Here is a 22,903-nt window from a genome sequence, read left to right as displayed (position 1 = left end):
GCGATCAGCGGGCCGCGGCCCGCGTCGCCTTCTCGATCTCCAGCGTGCCCTGGGCGGCACCGCTCTGCGGCACCTGCTCGCCTTCGCGTGCCGTCACTTCGGCCAGCCGCGCCGCGAGCTGCTCGGGCGCATCGGCGCCCGGCGCGACGAACACGCCCTGCGTGAGCGTGATGTGGGCCGCCTCGAAGCCGCCGGCGCCCGCGCACAGCACCGTGCGGTTGGGCGCGTCCTGCGCGGCCAGCACCAGCATCGCGGGCACCACCGCCTCGGGCTGCAGCGCGTCGAGCACGGCCTGCGGCATCAGGTCCTCGGTCATGCGGGTGGCCGCGGTGGGGGCCAGGCAGTTGACGCGGATGTCGCTCTTCGCGCCTTCGATGCTCAGGGTCTGCATCAGGCCGACCAGCGCCATCTTGGCCGCGCCGTAGTTGCTCTGGCCGAAGTTGCCGTAGAGGCCGGACGACGAGGTCGTCATCACGATGCGGCCGTACTTCTGCGCCGTCATGTGCGGCCAGACCGCCTTGGTGCAGTGGACCGCGCCCATCAGGTGCACGTCGACCACCAGCTTGAAGTCGGCCAGTTCCATCTTGGCGAAGCTCTTGTCGCGCAGGATGCCGGCGTTGTTGACCAGCACGTCGACCCGGCCCCAGGCGTCGATGGCCTGTTGCACCATGGCCTGCACCGCTTCGTAGTCGGTGACGGAGGCGCCGTTGGCGAGGGCCTCGCCGCCCGCGGCCACGATCTCGTCGACCACGGCCTGCGCCGCGCTCACCGAGCCGCCCGAGCCGTCGCGCGCACCGCCCAGGTCATTGACCAGCACCTTGGCGCCGCGCGCCGCCAGGGCCAGTGCGTGCTGGCGCCCCAGGCCGCCACCCGCGCCGGTGACGATGGCGACGCGGCCCTTGAAGTCGATCGAACTGTTCATCTCTTTGCCTGCTTCATGAATTCTTCGGAGCCGAGGTTGTACCTCAAGCCCGAAGCCATGGGCAGCACGGACGGGACAGGCAGGGGCTCAGCGCACGGCGGCGCAGTAGGCCACCAGCTGGTCGATCTCGGCGGACTTGTCGAAGAAGGCGTCGGCGCCGAGCCGGCGCGATCGCTCGCGCATGTCGGCGGTGGCATAGTTGCTCAGCACCACCACCTTCTGGTGCGACGCACGGCCGCGGCAGGCATCGACCACGCCGAAGCCGTTGCCCTCTTCCAGGAACAGGTCGACGATCGCGACATCCCACCCGTCGCGGTGGCTGCGCAGCCAGCTCACCGCTTCCCGCTCGGTGCTGGCGTGCGCCACCACCGTGGTATCGGCGATGTCCTCCAGAAAACCCACGAGATTCTCGCGGATCACTGGGTTGTCTTCGACCAGGTAGGTCTTGAAGGGCATGAGGGGGTAGGTCACTGGAAGGCTGCGGCTCAGAAGAATCTCTGAGACCCATGATCGCGCCGCATCGGCTCCGGGCGGTGAGCCATGCCGGCCAATGCGGGTAGTCCGATGCCTACGGAGGCCGTGCGCCCCCGGCCCGGGCCGGGTCGGCTTTCAGGCCGTGGCCGTGCTGCGCGCGCGTTCGCCCAGGCCCAGTCGCGCCGGCGACACATACTGCTGCCGGTAGACCTCGAAGGGCATGGTGTCGGCCGCCTCGATGTCCTTCTGCGCGCCGATCGAGTCGGCGCTCTCCTGCGCGAAGCGTGCCTGGTCCTCCGGCGAGAAGGGCTGCGTGAGCAGCGTCTGGCGCGTGGCTTCGGACTGCGCCCGCACGAAGGAGGTGAAGGAGTTGCCGTGCTCGGCCGCCATGGCCGCGAGCACCCGCGCCGAGGGCAGGCTGTGCGGATCGCGCAGGCCGTTGAGGGCCGCGTGCACCGCCTCGGCATAGGCCGAACCGCCGTGCGCCGCGTCGAGCGCCGCGGCGATGGGCGCGCACTGCGCCACCAGCTCCGCGCCCCATTCGGTCAGCGCCACCTCCTGGCCGCCACGCAGCAGCTGCAGGCCGGGCTCGCGGCCGCGGGCCGCCGTCAGGTGCTGGTTGTGGGCGAGCTCGGTGATTTCCTGCGGCGTGTCGTCGGGGCTGTCCGACAGCAGGCAGTGCAGCAGGAACACATCGAGGAAGCGGATGGTCTGGGCCGTGATGCCGACCGGCACGAAGGGGTCGAGGTCCATCAGCCGCACCTCGACGTACTCGACGCCGCGCTCGCGCAGCGCATGCAGCGGGCGCTCGCCCGGGTAGATCACGCGCTTGGGCCGGATCGTGCCGTAGAACTCGTTCTCGATCTGCAGCAGCGTGGTGCCCAGCTGGTTGTAGTCGCCGCCGGGGTTCTGGATGCCGATGGCCTCGTAGGCCGGCCAGGGCCGCGTGAGCGCGTCCTGCAGCGAGGCGCCGTAGCCCTCGAGGCTGTTGTAGCTGACCTTCAGCGAGGCCTGCGCCTCGCTCTGGTAGCCCAGCCGGCCCATGCGCAGCGAGGTGCCGAAGGGCATGTGCATGCTGCCCTCGCCCAGCGGCTTGAGCTCGTGCGGCCGGTTGGCGACGAAGGTCGAACACAGCGCCGGCGAGGCGCCGAACAGGTACAGCAGCAGGAAGGCGTGGCGGCGGAAGTTGCGGATCAGGCCGAAGTACTGCTCGCTCGACACCTCGGGCAGCGACCAGTTGTAGTGGATGCCGGAGATGGTCTGCATGCGCCGGCCGTAGCGGTGGCCCAGGCCCATGCGGTAGACGCTCTTGGCGCGGCCCACGTTCGAGCTGCCGTAGCGGCCGATCGGGATGGTCTCGTCGGTCGGCAGGCCGCAGGGCATGCTCGACACCCACATGCGCTCGTCGCCCAGCTCGTTGAGCACGCGGTAGGTGAACTGGTGCACCTGCGTGAGTTCCTCCAGCGCCGCCTCGACGCCGGCGTGCACGCCGGTGATCAGCTCCAGCTGCGATTCGCTGAAGTCGGTGGTGATGTGCGGATGCGTGAGCGCCGAGCCCAGCGCCGACGGATGCGGCGTGAGCGCCAGCTGGCCATCCGCCCGCGCACGCAGGCTCTCCTTCTCGATGCCGCGCCGCATGCCCTTGAGCCGCGCGGGCGAGAGCGCGTCCAGTCGCTCCTGCAATTTGCTCATGTTCTTATCACTCGTCCGTCTTTGGTGGGGCTGGAAGGTAGCACTTCTCGGTACAGGCTGCTCGCGCGGGGAATCCGCCGGGCATTCGGCCGTGGCAACCCGCGATCCCGCTTTTTTTGCTAGGCCAGCACGCGCAGCAGGAAAGCGTTGAGATCGGCGATCTCTTCCATGCAGACCGAGTGCGCCATCGGATAGTCATGCCATTCCACCGTGTAACCCAGGTCCTTGAGCGCCTCGCGCGTCTCGGCCGCCCGCGGCAGCACCACCACGCCGTCCTGCGTGCCGTGCGCCAGGAACACCGGCGTGTGCTGGTTGGCCGGCGCGCGTTCGGCGGCCAGCGTCGAGGCCAGCGGCAGGTAGCCCGAGAGGCCGACGATGCCGGCCAGGCGCTCGCCGTGGCGCAGGCCGGTCATGAGCGCCATCGCGCAGCCCTGGGAGAAGCCAGCCAGCACGATCCGGCTGGCGGGGATGCCGCGCGCCTTCTCCTGGGCGATCAGCGCCTCGATGCTGTCGCGCGAGCGGCGCAGGCCGGGCTCGTCCTCGCGGCGCACCAGGTCGGGCTGGAAGATGTCGTACCAGGCGGGCATCGGATAGCCGCCGTTGATGGTCACCGGCATCACCGGCGCATTGGGGAACACGAAGCGCACCGGGCCCAGGGCCGACAGGTCGAGCTCGCGCGCGATCGGCACGAAGTCGTTGCCGTCGGCGCCCAGCCCGTGCATCACGATGACGGTGGCGGTGGGTTCGGGGGCGGTTTCGATTTCGATGGGCGCGAGCGACATGACGGTGACGGAATGAGTGACAGGCCGACACGATAGCGCACGCCGGCGGCCTACCCTGTTCGCACACCCGATGAACCCCGAAAGCCGCCATGTCCGATGCACCCTCCATCCAGCCTCCCGTCGCCGACGCCGAGCCCTTCGTCAAGCCCAAGTTCGGCGGCCTGCTGACGGTCTGCGGCGATTGCCAGCGGCGCAGCAGCGGCCCGACCCGCTACACGGCCAAGGAACTGCGGGGTGAACTGCGCAAGGCCGTGGGCCATGCGCCGCTGCGCTGGCGCGTGGTCGAGTGCGGCTGCCTGGGCCTGTGCCCGAAGAAGGCGACCGCCGTGGCGGCCTGCGCCGACGGCGCGCCGCCGCTGCTGGCCGCGGTGCGCAAGCGACGCGATGTGGAGGCCGTGGCGCAGCGGTTGCGCGACGGCACCGGCACGCGCTGAGCCCCCGATGCGGCGGCCCGGACAGGCCTGTAAATCCTTGGTTCTAACCCTCGGCAACTGTCCCGCGCTCTGTGCTTTCCTTCACGGAAAAAACTGTCTACAAACAGTCACAAGTTGCTCTTGAATGTCACACGGCAGACGCACCGGCGCACAGTGAAGCCTGTGTGCCGAGCTGCTCCCGGAGGGGCCCTGGCACACGTCCAGGCGCCTTCGCCGCGCAGTCCGCGGCAGGCCGGTTTCACGTCCACTTCAGGAGTCACACATGACTGTTTCTTTCCAACCGCGATTCCAATCGCTCGTGGGCGTTGCGGCGGTGGCCGCGGCGCTGGCCCTGCTCGGTGGCTGCTCTTCCAGCGGCCGCGCGGGTTTCGATGCCGGCGGCACGTCCGGCTCCGCTCAGCCCGGCGGTGCCGGTGGTGCCGGCAGCGGCGGCGGTGACAGCGCCAACGCCGGCGGCGGCGGTGCGGGCGGCGGCAACGGCGGCGGCGGCAACAACAACGGCGGCGGGGGCGGCGGCAATGGCGGCGGCGGCGTCGCGTCCTCGCCCACCGGCCAGGTGATCGGCGGCGTCGGCCAGACCGTGACCGGCGCGGGCACCGTGGTCTCGGGCCTGGGCCAGACCACGCCGGCGGCCGGCGTGCTGGCCAATGCCGGCAACACGGTCGGCAGCGCCGGCACCGCGGTCAGCGGCGGCCTGGGCCAGCTGGGCACCGGCAAGGATGCGCTGGGCAACACGCTGGGCGGCCTGCCGCTGGTGGTCGACAACACCGGCAAGACGGTGTCGAGCGCCGGCGAGCTGGTCAGCAGCATCGGCAAGACCACCCCGCTGCAGCCCGTCACCAACGCGGCCGGCGGCCTGGTCGACAAGGTCGGCGACGGCGTCAGCGGCCTGGCGACCCCGCTGGCCGGCGTGACCAACAATGGCGCGGTGCGCAAGGTCACCGGCGGCGCCACGCAGGCGGTGGACCGCATCGACGACAAGCTGGTCACGCTGACCCAGAAGGTCGGCGACGGCACCGGCCTGGGCCAGCCCGTGGCCGGCCTGGCGAACCAGGTGGGCACCGGCGTGCAGCAGGCCGGCGCGGGCACCCCGCTGGCGGCGGTCACGCAGCCGCTGGGCGGCACGGTGGGCTCGGCCGGCGGCCTGGTGACCGCGGGCAACGGCGCGGGCACCGGCCTGGGCGGCCTGGGCGGCCTGACCGCAGGCGTGGGCCTGGGCGGCGGTGTGGCGCTGGCCAGCAACGGCGGCGGGGTTTCCGCGGGTGTGGGCGCGGGCGCCGGGCTGGGCGTGAGCGCCCCCCTCAATGCCGTCGCTCCGCTCACCACCCCGGTGCTGCAGGCGGCCGCCCCGCTGACGGCGCCGGTGCTGCAGACCACGGCACCGCTCACCGCGCCCGTGCTGGCGGCGGTCGCGCCCCTGACCGGCGCGGTCACGGCACCGCTGACCGGCGGCAGCACGACGGCTTCCGCCGGCGGCGGCGTGGGCGGCGTGGTGCAGAACGTGACGGGCGGCGTGGCCGGCGTCGTCGGCGGCCTGGGCCTGAAGAAGAACTGAGGCGGATGCGGATGCGGATGCGCCCTCCCCCCGTCGCCAGGACCGGCCTGGCCGGCCTGGCCCTCGCGCTGGCCGGTGCGGCGCCTTTGCTCCATGCGCAGACGCCCTCGGCCGGCAACCCGCTGAGCCAGCTGCCCGCGCCGGCGCCCATCCCGCAGCCGGCCGCCATCGCGCCGCAGGTGGAGTTGCGCGCGCCGGCCGGGCCCAGCGGCAGCGCGCTCGACCGGGCGCTGACGCCCACGCGCTTCGACATCGAGGGTGTCGACGCGCTGGCCTTCGCCGACGTGGCGCGCCGCTTCACGCCGCTGGTGGGTCGCCCGACGACGGTGGGCCAGCTGGTCGCCATCGCGGGCGAACTCAGCACCCTCTACAAGGACAGCGGCCTGCCGCTGTCCTTCGTCTACGTGCCCGACCAGCGTTTCGAGGGCGGCGTGGTCCGCATCGTGGCGGTCGAGGGCTACATCGCCAGCGTGCGCATCGAGGGCGATGCCGGCCCGGCCACGCCCAAGCTGCGCGCCATGGCCGAGCACCTGACCCGCGAACGGCCGCTGCGCATCGCGACCTTCGAGCGCGTCACGCAGCTGCTGGCCAGGCTGCCGGGGCTGCAGGTGAGCGCCGAGGCCTCGATGCCCGGCAGCACCGATGGCGCCACCGCGCTGGTGCTCAAGGTCCGGCGCGAACCCTACAACGTCTCGGTGGGCGCCGACCTGCGCCAGCCGACCTCGCGCGCCGTGTTGAGCGGCGTGTGGAACGACCCGCTGCTGCCCGGCAGCCAGATCAGCGCCTCGACCCTGCTGGGCGACCTGCGGCGCGAGAAGCTGCTCTCGCTGGGCTACACCCAGCTGGTGGGCACCGACGGCCTGGCGCTCAAGGCCCAGGTCACCGCCTACAACGGCTACCCCGACAAGCGGGCCCAGGAGGGCGCGCCGCTCGAGCGCTACAACACCAACCGCCGCGTCGAGCTGTCGGCCAGCTACCCGCTGCTGCTCAGCGCGCGCAGCAGCCTCACCCTCAACGGCGGCTTCTACGGCGTCGACAACACCGACGACTACCGCGTGCCCGCCACCGGCCTGCGGCTCATCGACCAGAGCCGCGTGCGCGCCCTGTTCGCCCAGCTGGCCTACGCCGACGCGCAACCCGAGCGCAGCCGCAGCGCCAGCCTGCTGCTGGCCCGCGGCATCGACGGCCTGGGCGCCTCGAGCGAACTGCGCAGCAACACGCCGGGCCTGTCGGGCCCGGGCAGCAGCAAGCTCGACTTCACCCGGCTCACGCTCGACGCCAGCCAGCGCGACCGCTTCGCCAACCGCTGGGGCACGGCCTTCGGCCTGGGCGCCCAGTACAGCCCGGATTCGCTGGCCGCCTCGGAACGCATCGCCTTCGGCGGCGCGCGCTTCGGCCGCGGCTATGCGGCGGGCGACGGCGCGGGCGATTCGGGCTGGGGCCTGTCGGCCGAACTCAACCGCGCCTTCCCGCTCGACATGGTCTGGCTGCGGCAGGTCGAGCCCTACCTGCTGCTCGAGGCCGCGCACGTGTCGACGAAGCTCGGCCAGCCCGTGCCCCGGAGCCTGCGCTCGGTGGCGCTCGGCGTGCGGCTCACCGATGCGAAGCACTACAACCTCGACCTCGCGGTCGCCAAGCCCACCGGCGACCCGGCCGTGGACAACCCCGAACGCAAGCTGCGCCTGAGCGTGCAGCTCAGCTACCAGCTCGCGGCGCCCTGAGGCCGCACCGCCCGGTTCAAGGCGCTTCGGTAGGCCGGAGGTCGAGCGCCGCCGCCGCCTGCGCGATGCATTCCACGAAGCACTGGGCCGCGGGGGTCTGCGCCCGCCCCCGGCGCTGCAGCACGCACACGCGCAGCGTGGGCAAGGTGTCCTCGACCTCGATCCGGCGGATGCCGTGCTGCGAGAAGGCCAGTTGCGCCAGCGGCTCGACGAACAGGCCCACCAGGTCCATGTGGCCGACCAGCGCCAGCGCGACGGTCACCGACTGGCCCTGGATCACCCGCCTCGGCGCCTCCAGCCCATGCGGGGTGAACAGGGGCAGCACCGAATTGCGGCCCACATCGCCATCGCCCGGCAGCACCCATTCGGCGTCGTGCAGTTCCTTGAGCGTGCGCGCATGGCGCAGCGGATGGCGCTTGCGCGCGCCCACGAACAGCCGCACCGCGAACAGCTCGAAGCTCTCGAACTGCGGATCGAGCGTGCCCGGCACCACGTGGGCCACCGCGAAGTCGAGGCGGCCGTCGCGCAGGCCGTCGAGCATCGAGGGCAGCACCGCCTCGCTGAAGCGCACCTCGACCGCCGGCAGCTGTTCGTGGAAGGTCTTGAAGGCCGCCGGCAGCACGGTCAGCGCGAAGGAGGTGCTGACCGCCACCGCCACCGTGCCGGTCGCGCCGTCGCGGATCTGCGCGATCTCGTCGCGCGCGCGGCGCATGTCGGCCAGCAGCAGCCGCGCGCGCGGGGCGAAGGCCTCGCCGAACTGCGTGAGCCGCACGCCCTTCACGCTGCGCTCGACCAGCGGCGCGCCGACCTCGCGCTCGAGCTCGCGCACGATCTTGGTCACGGCCGGCTGCGACAGGCCCAGCACGCGGGCCGCGCCGCGGATGCTCATCTGCTCGACCACGGCCACGAAGGCATGAAGCTGGTTGGGTTTCAAGGGGAGGATGTCCGGCAATGACAACGAAAAGTTATCGTCTTGCCCCGATTATTGTCTTTTCATGAGCGCCCGTGCTCTCTAGCATCCGCGCCAAACAACACTCGGAGTCCAATGCCTTCCTCGCCCGCACACACACGGCCCGGCCGTCGCAAGACGATCGTTGCGACCACCATCGGCAACGCGCTCGAATTCTTCGACTTCACGGTCTACGGCTTCCTGGCCCTGACCATCGGCAAGCTCTTCTTCCCGACCTTCAACGCCTATGGCCAGCTGCTGCTGACGGTGGCCAGCTTCGGCGTCGGCTTCATCATGCGGCCGCTGGGCGGCATCGTGATCGGCGCCTATGCGGACCGCGCCGGGCGAAAGAAGGCCATGACGCTGACCATCTTCCTGATGGCGCTGGGTTGCCTGCTGATCGCGGCCGCGCCCACCTACGCCCAGATCGGCGTGGCCGCGCCGCTGCTGATCGTGCTGGCCCGGCTGATCCAGGGCTTCTCGGCCGGCGGTGAAGTCGGCGCCTCCACCACGCTGCTGGTCGAGCACGCCACGCCGCAGAACCGCGGCTACATGGCGAGCTGGCAGTTCGCGAGCCAGGGCCTGGGCATCCTGCTGGGCGCGGTGGTGGTGGGCCTGCTGTCCTTCACGCTCACGCCGCAGGCGATGGAGAGCTGGGGCTGGCGCGTGCCCTTCGTGATCGGCCTGGCGATCGCGCCGGTCGGCATGTACATCCGCCGCCACCTCGAGGAATCGCTGGAGGTCGCGCCGCCGCCGCCCGCCGGCACGAAGCGCGAGAGCAGCCTCAGCGAAGTCTGCCGCCTGCACGGCCGCACCGTGCTCAACGCCGTGCTGACCATGGTCGGCGGCACCGCGGCGGCCTACGTCGTGAGCTTCTACATGCCGACCTATGCGATCCGCGAGCTCGGCATGGCGCCGCCGGTCGCGCTGTTCGGCGCGGCGATCACCGGGCTGCTGTCCTTCGCCTGCGCGCCCTTCGTGGGCCTGTGGGCCGACAAGGTCGGGCGCAAGCCGCTGATCCTCTGGAGCCGCATCGCGCTGGCCGTGATGATCTACCCCGGCTTCTACTGGCTCAACGCCTCGCCCACGCCGGCCGTGCTGTTCACCGTGGTCGGGCTGCTGAGCATCACGCTGGTGATCCAGAGCGTGCCCGGCATCACGATGCTGCCCGAGATGTTCCCCAAGCATGTGCGCGCCAGCGGCATGTCGCTGGTCTACAGCGTGGGCGTGGCGCTGTTCGGCGGCTTCTCCCCCTTCATCAGCACCTGGCTGCTCAACGCCACCGGCAACAAGCTGGCGCCGGCCTGGTACCTGCTCGCCATGACGCTGGTCTCGCTGATCGGCCTGTACAGCCTCAAGGACCACACCGGCCAGGACATCGACAAGGCGACGCGCCCCGCGGCCGCCTGATCGCCTCTTCAGAACAAGGACACACCCCATGCACAGCACCCAAGCCACCCGTCATTTCTCCGGCACCTATGTCGAGGCGCGCCGCAAGTTTCTCGAGGCCGCGGCCGAACGCCAGGCGGCGGTCGAATCCTTCCCGCTCGAGGGCCACACCGGCGCCCTGGGCGAGACGCTGTCCACCGACACCGCCTACATCGGCGCGCCCAACGCCGAGAAGCTGCTGCTGGTGAGCTCCGGCACGCACGGCCCCGAGGGCTTCTGCGGCTCGGGCTGCCAGGTCGCGATGCTGCACGACACCGACCTGCTGGGCCGGCTCGAACGCGCCGGCGTGGCGCTGCTGCTGGTGCATGCGGTCAACCCGCACGGCTTCTCGCACCTGCACCGCACCAACGAGGACAACATCGACCTCAACCGCAACCACATCGACTTCACGCAGCCGCTGCCGGTGAACGCGGCCTATGCCGAGGTCGAGCCGCTGATCCTGCCGGCCCAATGGCCGCCGACCGCGGCCGACGAGGCCGCCGTCGCCGCCTACATCGAGAAGCACGGCATGCGCGCCTACCGCGCCGCGGTGACCACCGGCCAGTACACCTCGCCCGACGGCGTGTTCTACGGCGGCACCGGCCCCTCGTGGAGCAACCGCACCATGCGCGCGATCCTGCGCAAGCACGGCGCCGCGGCCAAGCACATCGCCTGGATCGACGTGCACACCGGCCTGGGCCCCTACGGCCACGGCGAGAAGATCTACCCGGGCCGTCCGGCCGGCCTGCCGCGGGCGCTGGCCTGGTGGGGCGCCGACGTGTTCGCGCCCTTCGACGGCACCTCGGCCTCGGCCGACGTGACCGGCCCGGTGGTCTCGATCGTCTACGACGAATGCCCGCAGGCCGACACCGCGCTGATGGGCCTGGAATTCGGCACCCTGCCCGACCTGGAGGTGCTGGACCGGCTGCGCGCCGACACCTGGCTGCGCCGCCATCCCGAGGCGCCCGAAGCGCAGCAGCGCGCGATCCGGCGCGAGGTGCGCGACGCCTTCTACTGCGACAACGACGAGTGGAAGGGCATGGTGCTGGGCCAGGCCCGCGCGGTCATGCTGCAGAGCCTGCAGGGCCTGCAGAAGGCCTGAGACTCAGCGGCGCGCGGCCTGCCGGCACTGCTGCCGGTTGGCCTCGAAGCGCGGCGCCAGCCCGGGCTCGCATTCGCTGCCGTTGGGCATCAGCTTGCAAAGCCCGACGATCACGAAGTCGGACACCGCATCGGTGCACATCCGGTAGCCGGCCAGCGCCGGATTGGCGTGCGACTTGAAGCCCCAGTCCTCGGAGAACGCGACGATGCGGCCCATGGCGGCCTCGAAGTAATCGCGGTCGCGTTCGGCCACTGCGGTCGCCATCTTGGGCAGTTCCTCGTCGAGGAAAGCCGTCGCGGCCACCGGGTACTGCGCGGGATCCGACTGGGCCGCGGCGCCGGCCCAGGCCAGCGTCAGCGCGAGGACCGGCAGCAGCCGCCGCAGGCGTGGGATCGGGGTCGGGTCGGCACGTGTCATGCCGGTGATTCTCGCCTGCCGCGCAAGGGGAAATCGGCGCCGTCCAGGCCCATGCCGCGCGCACGGCTACGCTGTGGTCTTTGACCCCCGCATTCCCAGACCCATGTTCACCGGCATCATCCAAGGCACCGCCACCCTCACGCGCATCCTCGACCACGAGGGCATGCGCACCTTCACGCTCGCGTTCCCGCCGGGCTTCTGCACCGACCTGGCGATCGGCGCCAGCGTCTCGGTCGACGGGGTCTGCCTCACGGTGACCGAGCTGCTGTCGGCCGACAGCGCCTCCTTCGACGTGATCCTCCAGAGCCTCAACGTGACCACGCTGAGCGCCTACGCGGTCGGTGCCGTCGTCAACGTCGAGCGGGCCGCCAAGGACGGCGCCGAGATCGGCGGCCATCCGCTGTCGGGCCACATCGACTTTTCCGCGGCCATCGAAGCGGTGCGGAGCTCCGACACCAACCGCGTGATGCGTGTCGCGATCCCGAGCGACTTCCGCAAGTACGTCTTCGCCAAGGGCTACATCGCGATCAACGGCGCCAGCCTGACGGTGGCCGAGGTGAACCGCGCCGAGGGCTGGTTCGAGGTCTGGCTGATCCCCGAGACGCGCCGCATGACAGTGTTCGAGCAGAAGCAGGCCGGCGACCGCCTCAACATCGAGATCGAGCGCGGCACGCAGGTGGTGGTCGACACGGTGCGCGAAGCGGTGCAGGAAAGCCTGGGCAAGCTGCAGCCGCTGCTCGAGGCCATCCTGAAGGAAAAGGGCCTGGTGCTCGAGGACCTGCTCGAACTGCCGAAGCAGGCCCGGTGATGGGCGCGGCGGCGCGGCCGCCTACACTCGCCCCATGGCTTCCAAACCCTCCCGTCAACCGCGCATGGTCGAGCGCGGCATCCTCTGCCTGCTGATCGGCGTGGCCGTGATCGTCGCTCCCTATTTTCTTCCGCCCTCCGGCACGCGCGACATGATCGCCGGGGCCGTCGTGGTCGGCTGGTTCGCCGTCGTGCTGGGCGCGGCGCTCACCGTGGTGGCCCTGGTGCAGCGCGCCAAGGGCCGCGGCGGCTAGCCGCGCTTCAAGACCTTCTTCGCCCCCTCGACCACCGCCAGCACCAGCGCACCAACGACGATGCCGACGCCCGCGTTGGCGAGCATGCTGCCGACCGTGCCCAGCGTGCCGTTGGCGGCGGCCCAGGCCTCGACCGCATGGCCCAGCGCCGGCACGCCGTGCACCAGGATGCCGCCGCCGACCAGGAACATGGCGGCCGTGCCGGCCACCGACAGCGCGCGCATGAGCCAGGGCGCGAAGGCCAGGATGCCGCGGCCCAGCGCCTGCGAGGCCGCGCCCGCGCGCCGGCTCAGGTAGAGGCCGGCGTCGTCGAGCTTGACGATGCCCGCCACCAGGCCGTAGACGCCGACGGTCATCAGCAGCGCGATGCCGACCAGCACGCTGAGCTGGGTGCCGAAGGGCTGGCCCGCCACCGTGCCCAGCGTGATCACGATGATCTCGGCCGACAGGATGAAGTCGGTGCGGATCGCCCCCTTGACCTTGGCCTTCTCGGCCGCCGCCACGTCGACCGCGGGATCGGCCGTGCCCTGCGCGGGGCTTGCGGCCTCGTCGGCATGGTCGTCCTTGTGCAGGAACTTGTGGGCCAGCTTCTCGACGCCCTCGAAACACAGGAAGGCGCCGCCGACCATCAGCAGCGGCGTGATGGCCCAGGGCAGGAAGCTGCCGATGAGCAGCGCGGCCGGCACCAGGATCGCCTTGTTGACGAAGGAGCCCTTGCACACCGCCCACACCACGGGCAGTTCGCGGTCGGCCTTGACGCCGGCCACCTGCTGCGCGTTGAGCGCCAGGTCGTCGCCCAGCACGCCGGCCGTCTTCTTGGCCGCCACCTTGGTCAGGATGGACACGTCGTCGAGCACCGTGGCGATGTCGTCGAGCAGGAGAAAGAGACTGGCGGCCATGGAGGAAGGTCGGAGCGGATGAAGCGCCGGAGCTTAGCCTGCCGCCAGGACAGGGCCGCGAGAAAAGGCCGCCGGCCTACGCGCGCTCGCGCCGGCCCGGCGACCGGATCGTCAGACCGCGCGCTTGAGGCGGATCTCTTCGATCTTCACCGTGCCGATCGCGGTGGTCTTGGCGGTCTTCATCTCGCGCTTGAAGCCGGCCAGTTCGTGGAAGCGCATCGCGCGCTCGTTGCGCAGCGGCACCCAGATGGTGACGACCGTGCAGCCTTCTTCCTCCAGGCCTTCGCGGGCGGCGTCCCACAGCGCGACGCCGACGCCCTTGTCCCAATGGGCGGGCAGCACGTAGACGGCCCAGATCTCGCCGGTGGTCGAGGGGGTCTTGGGGTCGCGCGAGCGGTCGTAGCCGACGAAACCGACGACCTCGTCGCCCAGCACCGCGACCTGCACCTGGGGCTCGGCGAACTCGATGGCTTCGCGCCACTTGGCTTCGCGGGTGGCCGGGGCGAGCGCATGCAGTTCCTCTTCGGGCAGGATGTCCTTGTAGGCGGCCCTGGCGGCGGCGGCATGGACTTCGGCGATGGCTTTGGCATCGCGCATCGTGGCGGGGCGGACTTCGTAGTGGGACATGAAATGCAGAGTTCTTCGATGGAACCGCCTATTGTCGCCGCGCCGCTAAACTCCCCGCCATATCAACCATTCTTCTGCGGAGAGTCCACCATGGCCAAAGGTCAGCAACGCGCCAACAAAGAGGCCAAGAAGCCCAAGAAAGACACCTCGCCGCCCAAGCCCATCTCGGCCGCCGGCGAGCCGATCCGGACCATCACGACCGCGGTGATCCCGCGCGGCAAGCTCAAGAACAAGTGACGTCTTCCGACGCCGCACCGCTGCCCGCGCCGGCCCAGCCGCGCAACCCGCTGCACGGCCTCACGCTCGAGGCCATCGTGCGGGCGCTGCAGGCGGAGTACGGCTGGCCCGGGCTCAACGAGCGCATCCCGCTGCGCTGCTTCGAGAGCGACCCGAGCGTCTCGTCCAGCCTCAAGTTCCTGCGCAAGACGCCCTGGGCGCGCGAGAAGGTCGAGAGCCTGTACCTGTTCATGCTGCGCGACCAGCGCCGGCAGCAGCAGCAGCAAGGCGCGGCGCCGCGCTGAATTCCATGAAAGTGCGCATCGCGCCGGGCGGCTTCGAATTCGAGACCGCGCCCGAGCAGACCCTGCTGCGCGCCGCCGATGCCGCCGGCATCGAACTGCCCAGCTCCTGCCGCAACGGCACCTGCCGCACCTGCATCTGCCTGCTGCGCGAAGGCCAGGTGCGCCACACCATCGACTGGCCCGGCCTGAGCGCCGAGGAAAAGACCGAAGGCTGGATCCTGCCCTGCGTGGCGCAGCCGCTGTCGGACGTGACGCTCGAGGTGCCGCAGGCCTTCTCGGTGTTCGGCGACGCCTGACCGCCTGCGCGGTTCAGGAGGCGTCGATGCCCGCGCGCAGGGCCGCCGCCAGGATCGCCTGACGCAGGCCGTCGTTGCGCGCGAGCGGCCCGCCGATGCGCGTGCCCGCCAGCACGCCCTTGACGCGGTCGCCGAAGAGCACGACCGAGCGGTCGCGGTCGCGCTGGCGCGACATCCACACCAGCCCGTCGACATCCGCGAACCGATGGTGCAGCGCCTGGGCCCAGGCCGCCGTCGCCGGGTAGTCGCGCGAGGGGCTGGCGATCAGTTCCTCCTTCGGCACCTTGATGCGGTGCAGCCCCTCGCTCGTGAGGTCGACCAGCCGCAGCGCACGCTGGGGCAGCAGCTGGCCGTGGCCGCGCTGGGCGAAGGCGTCGAGGTCGACGTACTTGTCGGGCGCATCGAAGGGCACGTCGTGGAACACCGTCTCGAAGATGGCGCAATCCAGGGTCGCGCCGCCGTACAGGTAGGGCACCAGCTTGCCCCTGGCGTCGCGGATCGGCGCGAAGCGCGTCGGCTTGCGCGGCACGCCGGCGGCATCGGCGCCCGGGTTGAAGCTCTCGGGCGCGAAGGCGGTGTCGTGGATGACGTGGATCGTGTCGCCCGCGGGCCAGTCTTCGAACAGGGGGTCCAGCGAAGCGGCCGGGGCGCGGCAGCTCAAGCCGCGCTCCCCTCGGCGTCGCGCCGCGCGGCGGCGACCACGGCCTGCGGGTTGGTGCCCAGCAGGTCGACCGGCCGCGCGCTGCCGGGCAGGCCGCCGTTGTTCGAGGTGAACCACAGCGCCAGCTTCCAGCCCGCCTTGTGCGCGCCGAAGGCCTCGAGCACCTCGTGCACCGCCTTGATGGGCTTGTGGGCCTCGAACTGGAAGGCCGGATAGACATCGCGCTCGCGCGCCGTCTTGTCCGGATGCGGCACCGTGAACACCTGCCGGCGCTTGCGCCAGTTGTCGGCCAGCGCCGAGCGGTTGCCGGCCTGGGAGCCGTTGGCGTCCGCCAGCTGCTCGGCCGTGAAGTGGCCGAACTCGTTGAGCACCCGCGCGTGGCGGGTGGCGAGCCGCCGGGCCATGTCCAGCTCGACCGCGCTGGGTACCAGCATGCGCTCGGCCATGAAGTCGACCACCTCCGCCATCTGCCGCTCGCGCACGGTCGTCATCTTCTCGACCAGCAGCCGGTCGAGCATCGACAGGGAGGCCAGCAACATGCTGGAGCTGGCCGCGTCCTTGACCTCGAGCAGGAAGGTCCGGCCCGGCGTGCGCCGGCCCGAGGCGTCGCGGTAGGGTTCCACGGAGAGCAGATCGCCCTGCAGCGTGGCGGATGCGGCTTTGGCCATGGTGTGGGCTCCTTTGATCTGATTGATGAGATTTTACGCCTTCAGGTCAATCAGATCAATTTGCCCCCTCGGGCCACCGCTCCAGGTCAACGCGGCGGCGCGGACACCATCCGGTCCCGCTTCGCCAGCGAGGGGAACAGCCGGAACCAGGCCAGCGCCACCACCATCGTGCCCGCCCCGCCCAGCACCACCGAGCCCACCGGCCCGAGCAGCGCGGCCGTGGCGCCCGATTCGAATTCGCCCAGCTGGTTGCTCGCGCCGATGAAGATCGAGCTCACCGCGCCGACCCGCCCGCGCATGTCGTCGGGGGTCTCGAGCTGCACCAGCGTCTGGCGGATCACCACGTTGACCATGTCGGCGCCGCCCGAGATCGCCAGCGCGATCAGCGAGACGGTGAAGCTGCGCGAAATGCCGAACACCACCATGCAGAGCCCGAAGGCGCCGACCGCGAACAGCAACGTGCGGCCGATGTGGCGCTCGATGGGCCGGCGCGTGAGCACGATCGAGGTCAGCAGCGCGCCGACCGCCGGCGCGCTGCGCAGCAGGCCCATGCCCCAGGGCCCGGTGTGCAGGATGTCCTTCGCATAGATCGGCAGCAGCGCCACCGCGCCGCCCAGCAGCACCGCGAACAGGTCGAGCGAGATCGCGCCCAGCACGGGCTTGCGGCGCCAGATGAAGTCCACGCCCGCGAACACCGTGGCCAGCGTGACCGGCTCGCGCACCCGCACCGGCTGCACATAGCCCAGCCGCGCCACCAGCACGCAGCCGATCGCGAACAGCAGCACGCTGACGCCGTAGACCACGCCGGTGCCGGCCGCGAACAGCAGCCCGCCCAGCGCCGGCCCGCCGATGACCGCGCCCTGCATGCCGGCCGAGCTGAAGGCCATGGCGCGCGGCAGCATCAGCGGCGGCACCAGCATCGGCGTGAGCGCCTGCTGGGCCGGCATCTGGAAGGCGCGCACCGCGCCCAGCACCACCGACAGCCCCAGCAGCAGCGCGCGCGAATCGTGCTGCAGCAGATGCGCGCCCAGCAGCGTGGCGCCGACCGCCCCCTGCAACGCCAGGCAGGCCGCCACGATGCGGCCCCGGTGGTGGCGGTCGACCACATGGCCCGCATAGAGCGCGAGCACCAGCGCGGGCACGAACTGGTAGAGGCCGACCAGGCCCAGGTCCCAGGCGCTGCCGGTCAGGTCGTACATGTGCCAGCCGATGGCCACCAGCAGCATCTGGCTCGCGGCTGTGCCGAACAGCCGTGCCACCCACAGCCGCATGAAGGGGCGCTCGCGCGTGAGGTCGGAAAAGGTCGGGGCGAACGGGGGATCGGAAGCGGGAGCGGCGGCGGACATTCGTTCGAGAATAGCCCAGCCCATGAAACCTTCGCTGCCGCTCAACCTGCCGCCCGAGCCGACGCTCGTCCACGAGGACCCGCACCTGCTGGTGCTCGACAAGCCCTCGGGCCTGCTGTGCGTGCCCGGCCGGGGCGAGGACAAGCAGGACTGCCTGAGCGCGCGCGCCCAGGCCCGCTGGCCCGAGGCGCTGGTGGTGCACCGGCTCGACATGGCGACCAGCGGCCTGGTGCTGATGGCGCGCAGCCCGGCGGTGCAGCGCGCGCTGGGCGATGCCTTTGCCGAACAGGCGGTCTGGAAGCGCTACGAGGCCGTCGTCGACGGCGTGCTGGCCGAGGACCCGCACTGGTCGGTGATCGATGCCCCGCTGATGGCCGACTGGCCGCGGCGCCCGCTGCAGAAGATCGACCCCGAAGGCAAGCCCAGCCTCACGCGCTGGCGGGTGCTGGCGCCCCTGCCCGCGCTGGGCGCGAGCCGGCTGCTGCTCGAACCCCGCACCGGCCGCACGCACCAGCTGCGCGTGCACCTGGCATCGATCGGCCATCCGATCCTGGGCGATGCGCTGTATGCCGACGCGGCGGTGCAGGCCCGCGCCTCACGGCTGATGCTGCATGCGAGCGTGCTGCAGTTCCGGCATCCGGTCGATGGGCAGGCGCTGCGCTTCGAAAGCCCGGCGCCGTTCTGACGGCCCTGGCTCAGGTGCCCTTGACCACCAGCACCGGCACGCGCGAATCCTGCAGCACGCGCTGCGTCACGCTGCCCAGCAGCAGCTTCTCGATGCCGGTGCGGCCGTGCGAGCCCATCACGATCAGGTCGACGCCCAGGGCGTTGGCGGTGTCGACGATGCCTTCATGCACCACATGGCCGTCGATCACCCGCTGGTCGCTGTGCAGGCCTTCGGCCGCCAGCGCCGCCACGCCGCGGGCCAGCGCCGCGTTGGCGCTGGAGGTGGCCGCGGCCAGGTACTCGTTCTGGCCCAGCGCGTAGTCGGCGCCGACGCCGATGAAGGGGTAGTTGTCGATCACATGGATCAGCGTGATACGGCTGCCGAAGGCAAGTGCCAGTCCGCTGGCCTTGCTGACCGCGTACATCGATGTTTCGGAACCGTCGATCGGAACCAGGATGTGATTGAACATGGCATGCCCTCGCTGCGTTCTTGGCTCGCGCGGAGCCGGGGTTGCAATTTAACCCGAGTGCGGCACTCGGGCTTGTAGGACGGGCGCGGCGACCGGCCGCGCCCCCCGCGCGTTCTGCCCGCGTCGCGCTCAGTCGCCCTGGAAGGCGCCCGCCCGGCAGGTCACGACCAGCGTGTCGCGGTGCCCGCCCTCGCCTTCGGCCAGCGGCTGGATCGGCGTCGATTCGTGGATCACGCGCGCGTCGTCGAGCAGCAGCAGGGTCCAGGGCTCGGTCATGGTGAAGCGCTCGCCGCGCCGGCCATCGGCCTCGAACACGCGGGTCTCGCCGCCTTTGATGCCCTCGCGCCCGACCAGCATCACGGCCACCAGGTCGACGCCGTCGCGGTGCGCACCCTCGGGCGTGGGCCGGCCGATGCCGTCGGCGGTGTCGATGCGGAACTGGTGCGCCTCGACGAACCAGCGCTGCGCGCCGCGCAGGTCGCTCGCGGCATCGGCGATGCGCAGCATCAGCCGCTGCCAGGTCGGGCTCTCGACGGTCTCGGCCACCATGGGCGCGAACCAGCGCTGCATGCCGCCATGCAGCGCGTTGTACTCGACCGGCTGCCAGTGGGCACGGTGCGGCACCGAGGCCAGCGACGGGCCCTCCACCTCGAAACAGGCATGGCGCCGCTGCCGGTAGCGGCCGCCGTCCTTGAGGTACTCGTCGGGCGGCAGCGCATTCCAGTCAGCCTGCAGTGCATCGAGCGCCGACAACGGCAGGCCCAGCCATTCGGCCACGCCTTCGGGGCTCAGCACCCCGTAGCCTTGCGTGCGCAGGGCGGTGGCGAGTTCGGCGGGTGGGGTGGCGAGGGGTTGGAAGCTGGTCGCGCTCACGCTTCGACCTTCACGCCCTTCCAGAAGGCGACACGGTCCTTGATCTCTTCGGCTTCGGGCTTGGGGTCGGCGTAGTACCAGGCGGCGTCGGCATGCAGTTCGCCATTGACCAGCAGCGAGAAATAACTCGCCGAGCCCTTCCAGGGGCAGGTGGTCTTGTGGTTGCTGAAGGTCACGTAGTCGCGATTGAGCGCGCTCATCGGGAAATAGTGGTTGCCTTCGACGAGCACGGTGTCGTCGCTCTCGGCGATGGTGACGCCGTTCCAGGTTGCTTTCATGGTCTTGGTCTCTATGGGAGGGGTTGCGGGCGCGGGGCGTTGCGCTGCCGTATGGGGCGGTTGGTATTGTGACGCTGTGGCGACGGGGTCTTGCTTGTTCGACGGATCAACCCTTTTCGACGGCTCGGACCTTTGCGAGGGCTGGGGCCGGGTCTCGCCCCGGCGGGCGACTCACTTTTCTTTGCTTCGCCAAAGAAAAGTAAGCAAAAGAAAGGCGACCCCACCGTCTGCGACCCTTCCGCTTCGCTCCAGGGCACCTTGCGGTGCTCACGTTTCGCGGGGTCTCGCAGAACTCGCTTCGCTCAAACAACTGCGAGCCCTGATCCGCGAACCGCTGCGCTCCTCAGCGCATCCAGAGGGGCTTGAAGAGCGCTCGGGCCTTTGCTTCGCTCGGCCCACAACGCGCTGCAGGCGCGTTGCGCCTGCAGCGCTGGAGCTTGTTGTTCTTGTGTTTGGTCGGGCCGAGCGAAGCGATGGCCCGTTCGGTTCCCGCTCCCAAATCCCTTCTGGCTGCGCCGAGGAGCGCAGCGGTTCGCGGATAAGGGCTCGCGATTGTCTGAGCGAAGCGAGTTCGAGCGAGACCCCGCGAACCGCGAGCACCGCAGGTTGCCCGCAGCGAAGCGGAGGGTCGCAGACAGCAGGGTCGCCTTTTCTTTGCTTACTTTCTTTTGGCGAAGCAAAAGAAAGTGAGTCGCCCGCCGGGGCGAGTCCCGGCCCCCGTCCCCAGCAGAGACAACTAAGCAGCCAACCAATGCACGCTGAACAACCTCTCCGGATCCGTCCAAACCGCCACCGGCCGAAACCCCGCCCGCACCGCCAAAGAACGCAACCCCTCCACCGTGAACTTGTGCGAATGCTCGGTATGCAAGGTCTCCCCTTCAGCGAACTCGAAGGTCTCACCGTTCAACACAACGCTCTGCGCACAGCGGCTGACGAGATGCATCTCGATCCGCTGCAAAGGCGCGTTGTAGAAAGCCGCATGACCGAAGGCCTCGAGGTCGAAGTCGGCCCCCAGTTCGGCATTCGCGCGCCGCAGCAGGTTCAGGTTGAAGGCCGCCGTCACGCCTTGCGCATCGTTGTACGCCGCATGCAAAAGGGCCGGGTCCTTGACCAGGTCCACGCCCAGCAGCAGGCCGCCGCCACGCAGCAGGCGCGCCGCCAGCTGCAGGAAGCTCAGGGCCTCGTCCGGCGTGAAGTTGCCCAGGGTCGAGCCCGGGAAGAAGCCCACGCGCCGCCCGGCCCCTTCGCCCGGCGCGGGCAGCACCAGCGGCATCGTGTAGTCGGCCGCCACCGGCTGCACCACGAGCTGCGGGTAGTCGGCGCGCAGGCGCTCGGCCGCGGCCTCGAGGTGCTCGCCCGAGATGTCGATGGGCAAATAGCGCCGCGGCGTTTCCAGTGCATCGAGCAGCAGGCGCACCTTGGTCAGCGAACCCGCGCCGAACTCGATGATCTCGGCGTTCGGGCCGATCTGCTGCGCGATCTCCGCGGCGCAGTCGGTCAGGATGCCCAGCTCGGTGCGCGTCGGGTAGTACTCGGGCAGCTCGCAGATGCGGTCGAACAGCGCCGAGCCCTCGACGTCGTAAAAGAACTTGGGCGACACGCTGCGCGCGCGGCGCGACAGGCCGGCCTGCATCTCGCGGCCGAATTCGGACAAGGGCGCCGGGGTGGAAGGCGTGGCGCCGCGCGAAAGGTCCGCGGGCAGGGAGGCGGGATTGCGCATCAGAGATCCTTTGCGAGCCGCAGGCCCGAGAACTGCCAGCGCGCGGCCGGCGGGAAGAAATTGCGGTAGCTGGGCCGCGTGTGGCCGGCCGGCGTCGCGACGCTGCCGCCGCGCAGCACCAGCTGGCCGACCATGAACTTGCCGTTGTATTCGGCCGCCACGCCGGGCAGCGGACGGAAGCCGGGGTACGGGTCGTAGGAGGAACGCGTCCACTGCCAGACATGGCCGGTCATCTCGTGCATGCCGGTGTCGGCGCAGGCGGCCTCCCACTCGAATTCGGTGGGCAGGCGCGCGCCGGCCCATTCGGCATACGCGGCGGCCTCGTAGAAACTCAATTGCGACACCGGCGCCTCGTGCGCCAGCGGCCGCACGCCGTGCAGGCCGAAGAGCTGCCAGCCCACGGCCGCGGGCGCGCCGCCGGCCAGGCCCAGCCGCGGATCGTCGGGTGCGAGCCAGTAGGCCGGCGCGCGCCAGCCCTGGGCCTGCACCGCGGCCCATCCGTCGGACAGCCACAGCTCGGGCCGCTGGTAGCCGCCGTCGGCGATGAACTGCGCATAGTCGCCGCAGTTCACCAGCCGGTCGGCGATGGCGTAGGGCCGCAGCAGCACGCGGTGACGCGGCGTCTCGTTGTCGAAGGCGAAGCCCTGGCCCTCGTGCCCGATCTCCAGGTGGCCGCCGGGCTGGGCGCGCCAGTGCATCTCGGGCGCCACCGTGGCCAGGCGCAGGGCCGGGCCGCCCGCGGCGCGGTAGGCCGGCAACAAGGGGTTGCAGGACAGCGCATGCAGGATGTCGGTGAGCAGCAGTTCCTGGTGCTGCTGCTCGTGGTGCAGCCCCAATGTGAGCACCGCCGCCACCTCGTCCCAGGCCGCCGCGTCGACCGTGTCGAGCAGCCGCTCGACGCCGGCATCGACATGCGCCCGGTAGGCATGGACCTCGTCGACCGAAGGGCGCGTGAGCAGGCCGCGCTGCGGCCGCGGGTGGCGCGGCCCCAGGGCTTCGTAGTAGGAATTGAACAGGTACTGGAATCGCGGGTCGAAGGGCCGATAGCCGCTCGAATGCGGCTGCAGCAGCACCGTCTCGAAGAACCAGGTGGTGTGGGCCAGGTGCCATTTGGTCGGGCTGGCGTCGGGCATCGACTGGATGCACTGGTCCTCCGCCGACAACGGTGCCGCGAGTTCGAGGCTGGCAGCGCGCACCGCGCGGAAGGTGTCACGCAAGGCATCGGGGGCCTGCGTGCTCGGCCGGGAAAGCTTCATGGGGAGGACTCCAGGGATCGCATCGGGCGTTGTAGTCGATGACGGTGACGTGCGTCCGTAGGACAAGCACGCGCGCGTGCGACCC

At 70.7% G+C, this 22,903-nt stretch carries 27 protein-coding genes; 11 read left to right on the top strand and 16 right to left on the bottom strand.

Annotated features, from left to right (window positions below):
* Positions 1-4: 4 nt before the first annotated feature.
* From QTI20_RS03420 to QTI20_RS03405, 4 genes are all read right to left on the bottom strand, one after another.
* The gene (locus QTI20_RS03420; RefSeq protein WP_219211779.1) at positions 5-922 is read right to left on the bottom strand and encodes an SDR family NAD(P)-dependent oxidoreductase; all 918 of its coding nucleotides are present in this window, start codon (positions 920-922) and stop codon (positions 5-7) included.
* A gap of 87 nt (positions 923-1,009) precedes the next feature.
* A complete protein-coding gene (locus QTI20_RS03415; protein ID WP_286551001.1) occupies positions 1,010-1,378 on the bottom strand; it encodes a response regulator in 369 nt (122 codons plus the stop codon).
* A gap of 153 nt (positions 1,379-1,531) precedes the next feature.
* Positions 1,532-3,088 carry a glutamate--cysteine ligase gene (gene gshA / locus QTI20_RS03410; protein ID WP_286550255.1) on the bottom strand — a complete coding sequence of 519 codons (1,557 nt, stop codon included), beginning with the start codon at positions 3,086-3,088 and terminating at the stop codon, positions 1,532-1,534.
* 119 nt (positions 3,089-3,207) lie between these two features.
* On the bottom strand, positions 3,208-3,870 hold the full coding sequence (locus QTI20_RS03405) for an alpha/beta hydrolase (protein WP_286550256.1): 663 nt from the start codon (positions 3,868-3,870) through the stop codon (positions 3,208-3,210).
* 89 nt (positions 3,871-3,959) lie between these two features.
* Between QTI20_RS03405 and QTI20_RS03400 the strand changes: the two genes are divergently transcribed.
* From QTI20_RS03400 to QTI20_RS03390, 3 genes are all read left to right on the top strand, one after another.
* On the top strand, positions 3,960-4,304 hold the full coding sequence (locus QTI20_RS03400; protein ID WP_286550257.1) for a hypothetical protein: 345 nt from the start codon (positions 3,960-3,962) through the stop codon (positions 4,302-4,304).
* Between the two features lie 262 nt (positions 4,305-4,566).
* The gene (locus QTI20_RS03395; protein WP_286550258.1) at positions 4,567-5,859 is read left to right on the top strand and encodes a collagen-like triple helix repeat-containing protein; all 1,293 of its coding nucleotides are present in this window, start codon (positions 4,567-4,569) and stop codon (positions 5,857-5,859) included.
* A gap of 17 nt (positions 5,860-5,876) precedes the next feature.
* Entirely contained in the window at positions 5,877-7,580 is a 1,704-nt protein-coding gene (locus QTI20_RS03390; protein ID WP_286550260.1) for a ShlB/FhaC/HecB family hemolysin secretion/activation protein, read from the top strand.
* Between the two features lie 16 nt (positions 7,581-7,596).
* Here the strand turns inward: QTI20_RS03390 and QTI20_RS03385 are convergent, their stop codons facing one another.
* On the bottom strand, positions 7,597-8,514 hold the full coding sequence (locus QTI20_RS03385) for a LysR substrate-binding domain-containing protein (protein ID WP_286550262.1): 918 nt from the start codon (positions 8,512-8,514) through the stop codon (positions 7,597-7,599).
* Positions 8,515-8,625: 111 nt separating this feature from the next.
* Here QTI20_RS03385 and QTI20_RS03380 point away from each other — a divergent pair, with 111 nt between their 5' ends.
* Both QTI20_RS03380 and QTI20_RS03375 read left to right on the top strand, forming a co-directional pair.
* Positions 8,626-9,939: an MFS transporter gene (locus QTI20_RS03380; protein ID WP_286550263.1), complete on the top strand. Its 1,314-nt coding sequence runs from the start codon at positions 8,626-8,628 to the stop codon at positions 9,937-9,939.
* Between the two features lie 28 nt (positions 9,940-9,967).
* Positions 9,968-11,059: a M14 family metallopeptidase gene (locus QTI20_RS03375; RefSeq protein ID WP_286550264.1), complete on the top strand. Its 1,092-nt coding sequence runs from the start codon at positions 9,968-9,970 to the stop codon at positions 11,057-11,059.
* Positions 11,060-11,062: 3 nt separating this feature from the next.
* Here the strand turns inward: QTI20_RS03375 and QTI20_RS03370 are convergent, their stop codons facing one another.
* On the bottom strand, positions 11,063-11,476 hold the full coding sequence (locus QTI20_RS03370) for a hypothetical protein (protein ID WP_286550266.1): 414 nt from the start codon (positions 11,474-11,476) through the stop codon (positions 11,063-11,065).
* Between the two features lie 103 nt (positions 11,477-11,579).
* On the opposite strand from QTI20_RS03370, the gene QTI20_RS03365 reads away from it, so the two are divergent.
* Both QTI20_RS03365 and QTI20_RS03360 read left to right on the top strand, forming a co-directional pair.
* Entirely contained in the window at positions 11,580-12,284 is a 705-nt protein-coding gene (locus tag QTI20_RS03365; protein ID WP_286550268.1) for a riboflavin synthase subunit alpha, read from the top strand.
* 34 nt (positions 12,285-12,318) lie between these two features.
* Positions 12,319-12,537 (top strand): hypothetical protein, encoded by a 219-nt coding sequence (locus QTI20_RS03360; protein ID WP_183023278.1) that lies wholly within the window; start codon positions 12,319-12,321, stop codon positions 12,535-12,537.
* Here QTI20_RS03360 and QTI20_RS03355 read toward each other — a convergent pair.
* Both QTI20_RS03355 and QTI20_RS03350 read right to left on the bottom strand, forming a co-directional pair.
* On the bottom strand, positions 12,534-13,436 hold the full coding sequence (locus tag QTI20_RS03355; RefSeq protein WP_286550269.1) for a DUF808 domain-containing protein: 903 nt from the start codon (positions 13,434-13,436) through the stop codon (positions 12,534-12,536). The genes QTI20_RS03360 and QTI20_RS03355 overlap by 4 nt on opposite strands.
* 111 nt (positions 13,437-13,547) lie before the next feature.
* Entirely contained in the window at positions 13,548-14,063 is a 516-nt protein-coding gene (locus QTI20_RS03350; RefSeq protein WP_286550271.1) for a GNAT family N-acetyltransferase, read from the bottom strand.
* Between the two features lie 90 nt (positions 14,064-14,153).
* Between QTI20_RS03350 and QTI20_RS03345 the strand changes: the two genes are divergently transcribed.
* The 3 genes from QTI20_RS03345 to QTI20_RS03335 are packed head-to-tail and all read left to right on the top strand — an operon-like array spanning position 14,154 to position 14,880.
* A complete protein-coding gene (locus QTI20_RS03345; protein WP_183023275.1) occupies positions 14,154-14,300 on the top strand; it encodes a hypothetical protein in 147 nt (48 codons plus the stop codon).
* A complete protein-coding gene (locus QTI20_RS03340) occupies positions 14,297-14,584 on the top strand; it encodes a VF530 family protein (protein WP_286550274.1) in 288 nt (95 codons plus the stop codon). Before QTI20_RS03345 ends, QTI20_RS03340 begins: the two co-directional genes overlap by 4 nt.
* Before the next feature lie 5 nt (positions 14,585-14,589).
* Entirely contained in the window at positions 14,590-14,880 is a 291-nt protein-coding gene (locus QTI20_RS03335; RefSeq protein WP_286550276.1) for a 2Fe-2S iron-sulfur cluster-binding protein, read from the top strand.
* A 13-nt stretch (positions 14,881-14,893) separates the two neighbouring features.
* Here QTI20_RS03335 and QTI20_RS03330 read toward each other — a convergent pair whose 3' ends face one another.
* From QTI20_RS03330 to QTI20_RS03320, 3 genes are all read right to left on the bottom strand, one after another.
* On the bottom strand, positions 14,894-15,541 hold the full coding sequence (locus QTI20_RS03330) for an RES family NAD+ phosphorylase (protein ID WP_286550278.1): 648 nt from the start codon (positions 15,539-15,541) through the stop codon (positions 14,894-14,896).
* Positions 15,538-16,209: a hypothetical protein gene (locus QTI20_RS03325; protein WP_286550279.1), complete on the bottom strand. Its 672-nt coding sequence runs from the start codon at positions 16,207-16,209 to the stop codon at positions 15,538-15,540. Before QTI20_RS03325 ends, QTI20_RS03330 begins: the two co-directional genes overlap by 4 nt.
* A gap of 86 nt (positions 16,210-16,295) precedes the next feature.
* Positions 16,296-17,480: an MFS transporter gene (locus QTI20_RS03320; protein WP_503011387.1), complete on the bottom strand. Its 1,185-nt coding sequence runs from the start codon at positions 17,478-17,480 to the stop codon at positions 16,296-16,298.
* Between the two features lie 97 nt (positions 17,481-17,577).
* On the opposite strand from QTI20_RS03320, the gene QTI20_RS03315 reads away from it, so the two are divergent.
* Positions 17,578-18,240 (top strand): RluA family pseudouridine synthase, encoded by a 663-nt coding sequence (locus QTI20_RS03315; protein WP_286550284.1) that lies wholly within the window; start codon positions 17,578-17,580, stop codon positions 18,238-18,240.
* Between the two features lie 10 nt (positions 18,241-18,250).
* Here the strand turns inward: QTI20_RS03315 and QTI20_RS03310 are convergent, their stop codons facing one another.
* The 5 genes from QTI20_RS03310 to egtB form a co-directional block, all read right to left on the bottom strand.
* Complete coding sequence (locus tag QTI20_RS03310) at positions 18,251-18,691, bottom strand: universal stress protein (protein ID WP_183023269.1); 441 nt, start codon at positions 18,689-18,691, stop codon at positions 18,251-18,253.
* A gap of 129 nt (positions 18,692-18,820) precedes the next feature.
* On the bottom strand, positions 18,821-19,564 hold the full coding sequence (locus QTI20_RS03305; protein ID WP_286550287.1) for a 2OG-Fe dioxygenase family protein: 744 nt from the start codon (positions 19,562-19,564) through the stop codon (positions 18,821-18,823).
* Positions 19,561-19,842, bottom strand: a complete 282-nt coding sequence (locus QTI20_RS03300; protein ID WP_183023267.1) for a DUF427 domain-containing protein — start codon at positions 19,840-19,842, stop codon at positions 19,561-19,563. Before QTI20_RS03300 ends, QTI20_RS03305 begins: the two co-directional genes overlap by 4 nt.
* A 736-nt stretch (positions 19,843-20,578) precedes the next feature.
* On the bottom strand, positions 20,579-21,562 hold the full coding sequence (gene egtD, locus QTI20_RS03295) for an L-histidine N(alpha)-methyltransferase (RefSeq protein ID WP_503011368.1): 984 nt from the start codon (positions 21,560-21,562) through the stop codon (positions 20,579-20,581).
* Positions 21,562-22,818, bottom strand: a complete 1,257-nt coding sequence (gene egtB, locus QTI20_RS03290; protein WP_286550289.1) for an ergothioneine biosynthesis protein EgtB — start codon at positions 22,816-22,818, stop codon at positions 21,562-21,564. The genes egtD and egtB overlap by 1 nt, the downstream gene beginning before the upstream one ends.
* Positions 22,819-22,903 lie beyond the last annotated feature (85 nt).

Origin of the sequence: Variovorax sp. J2P1-31 (genome assembly GCF_030317215.1) — a bacterium.
Lineage (GTDB): Bacteria > Pseudomonadota > Gammaproteobacteria > Burkholderiales > Burkholderiaceae_C > Variovorax.
The sequence above is the reverse complement of the archived record's forward strand: the minus strand, read 5'-3'. Positions and strand labels throughout refer to the sequence as shown.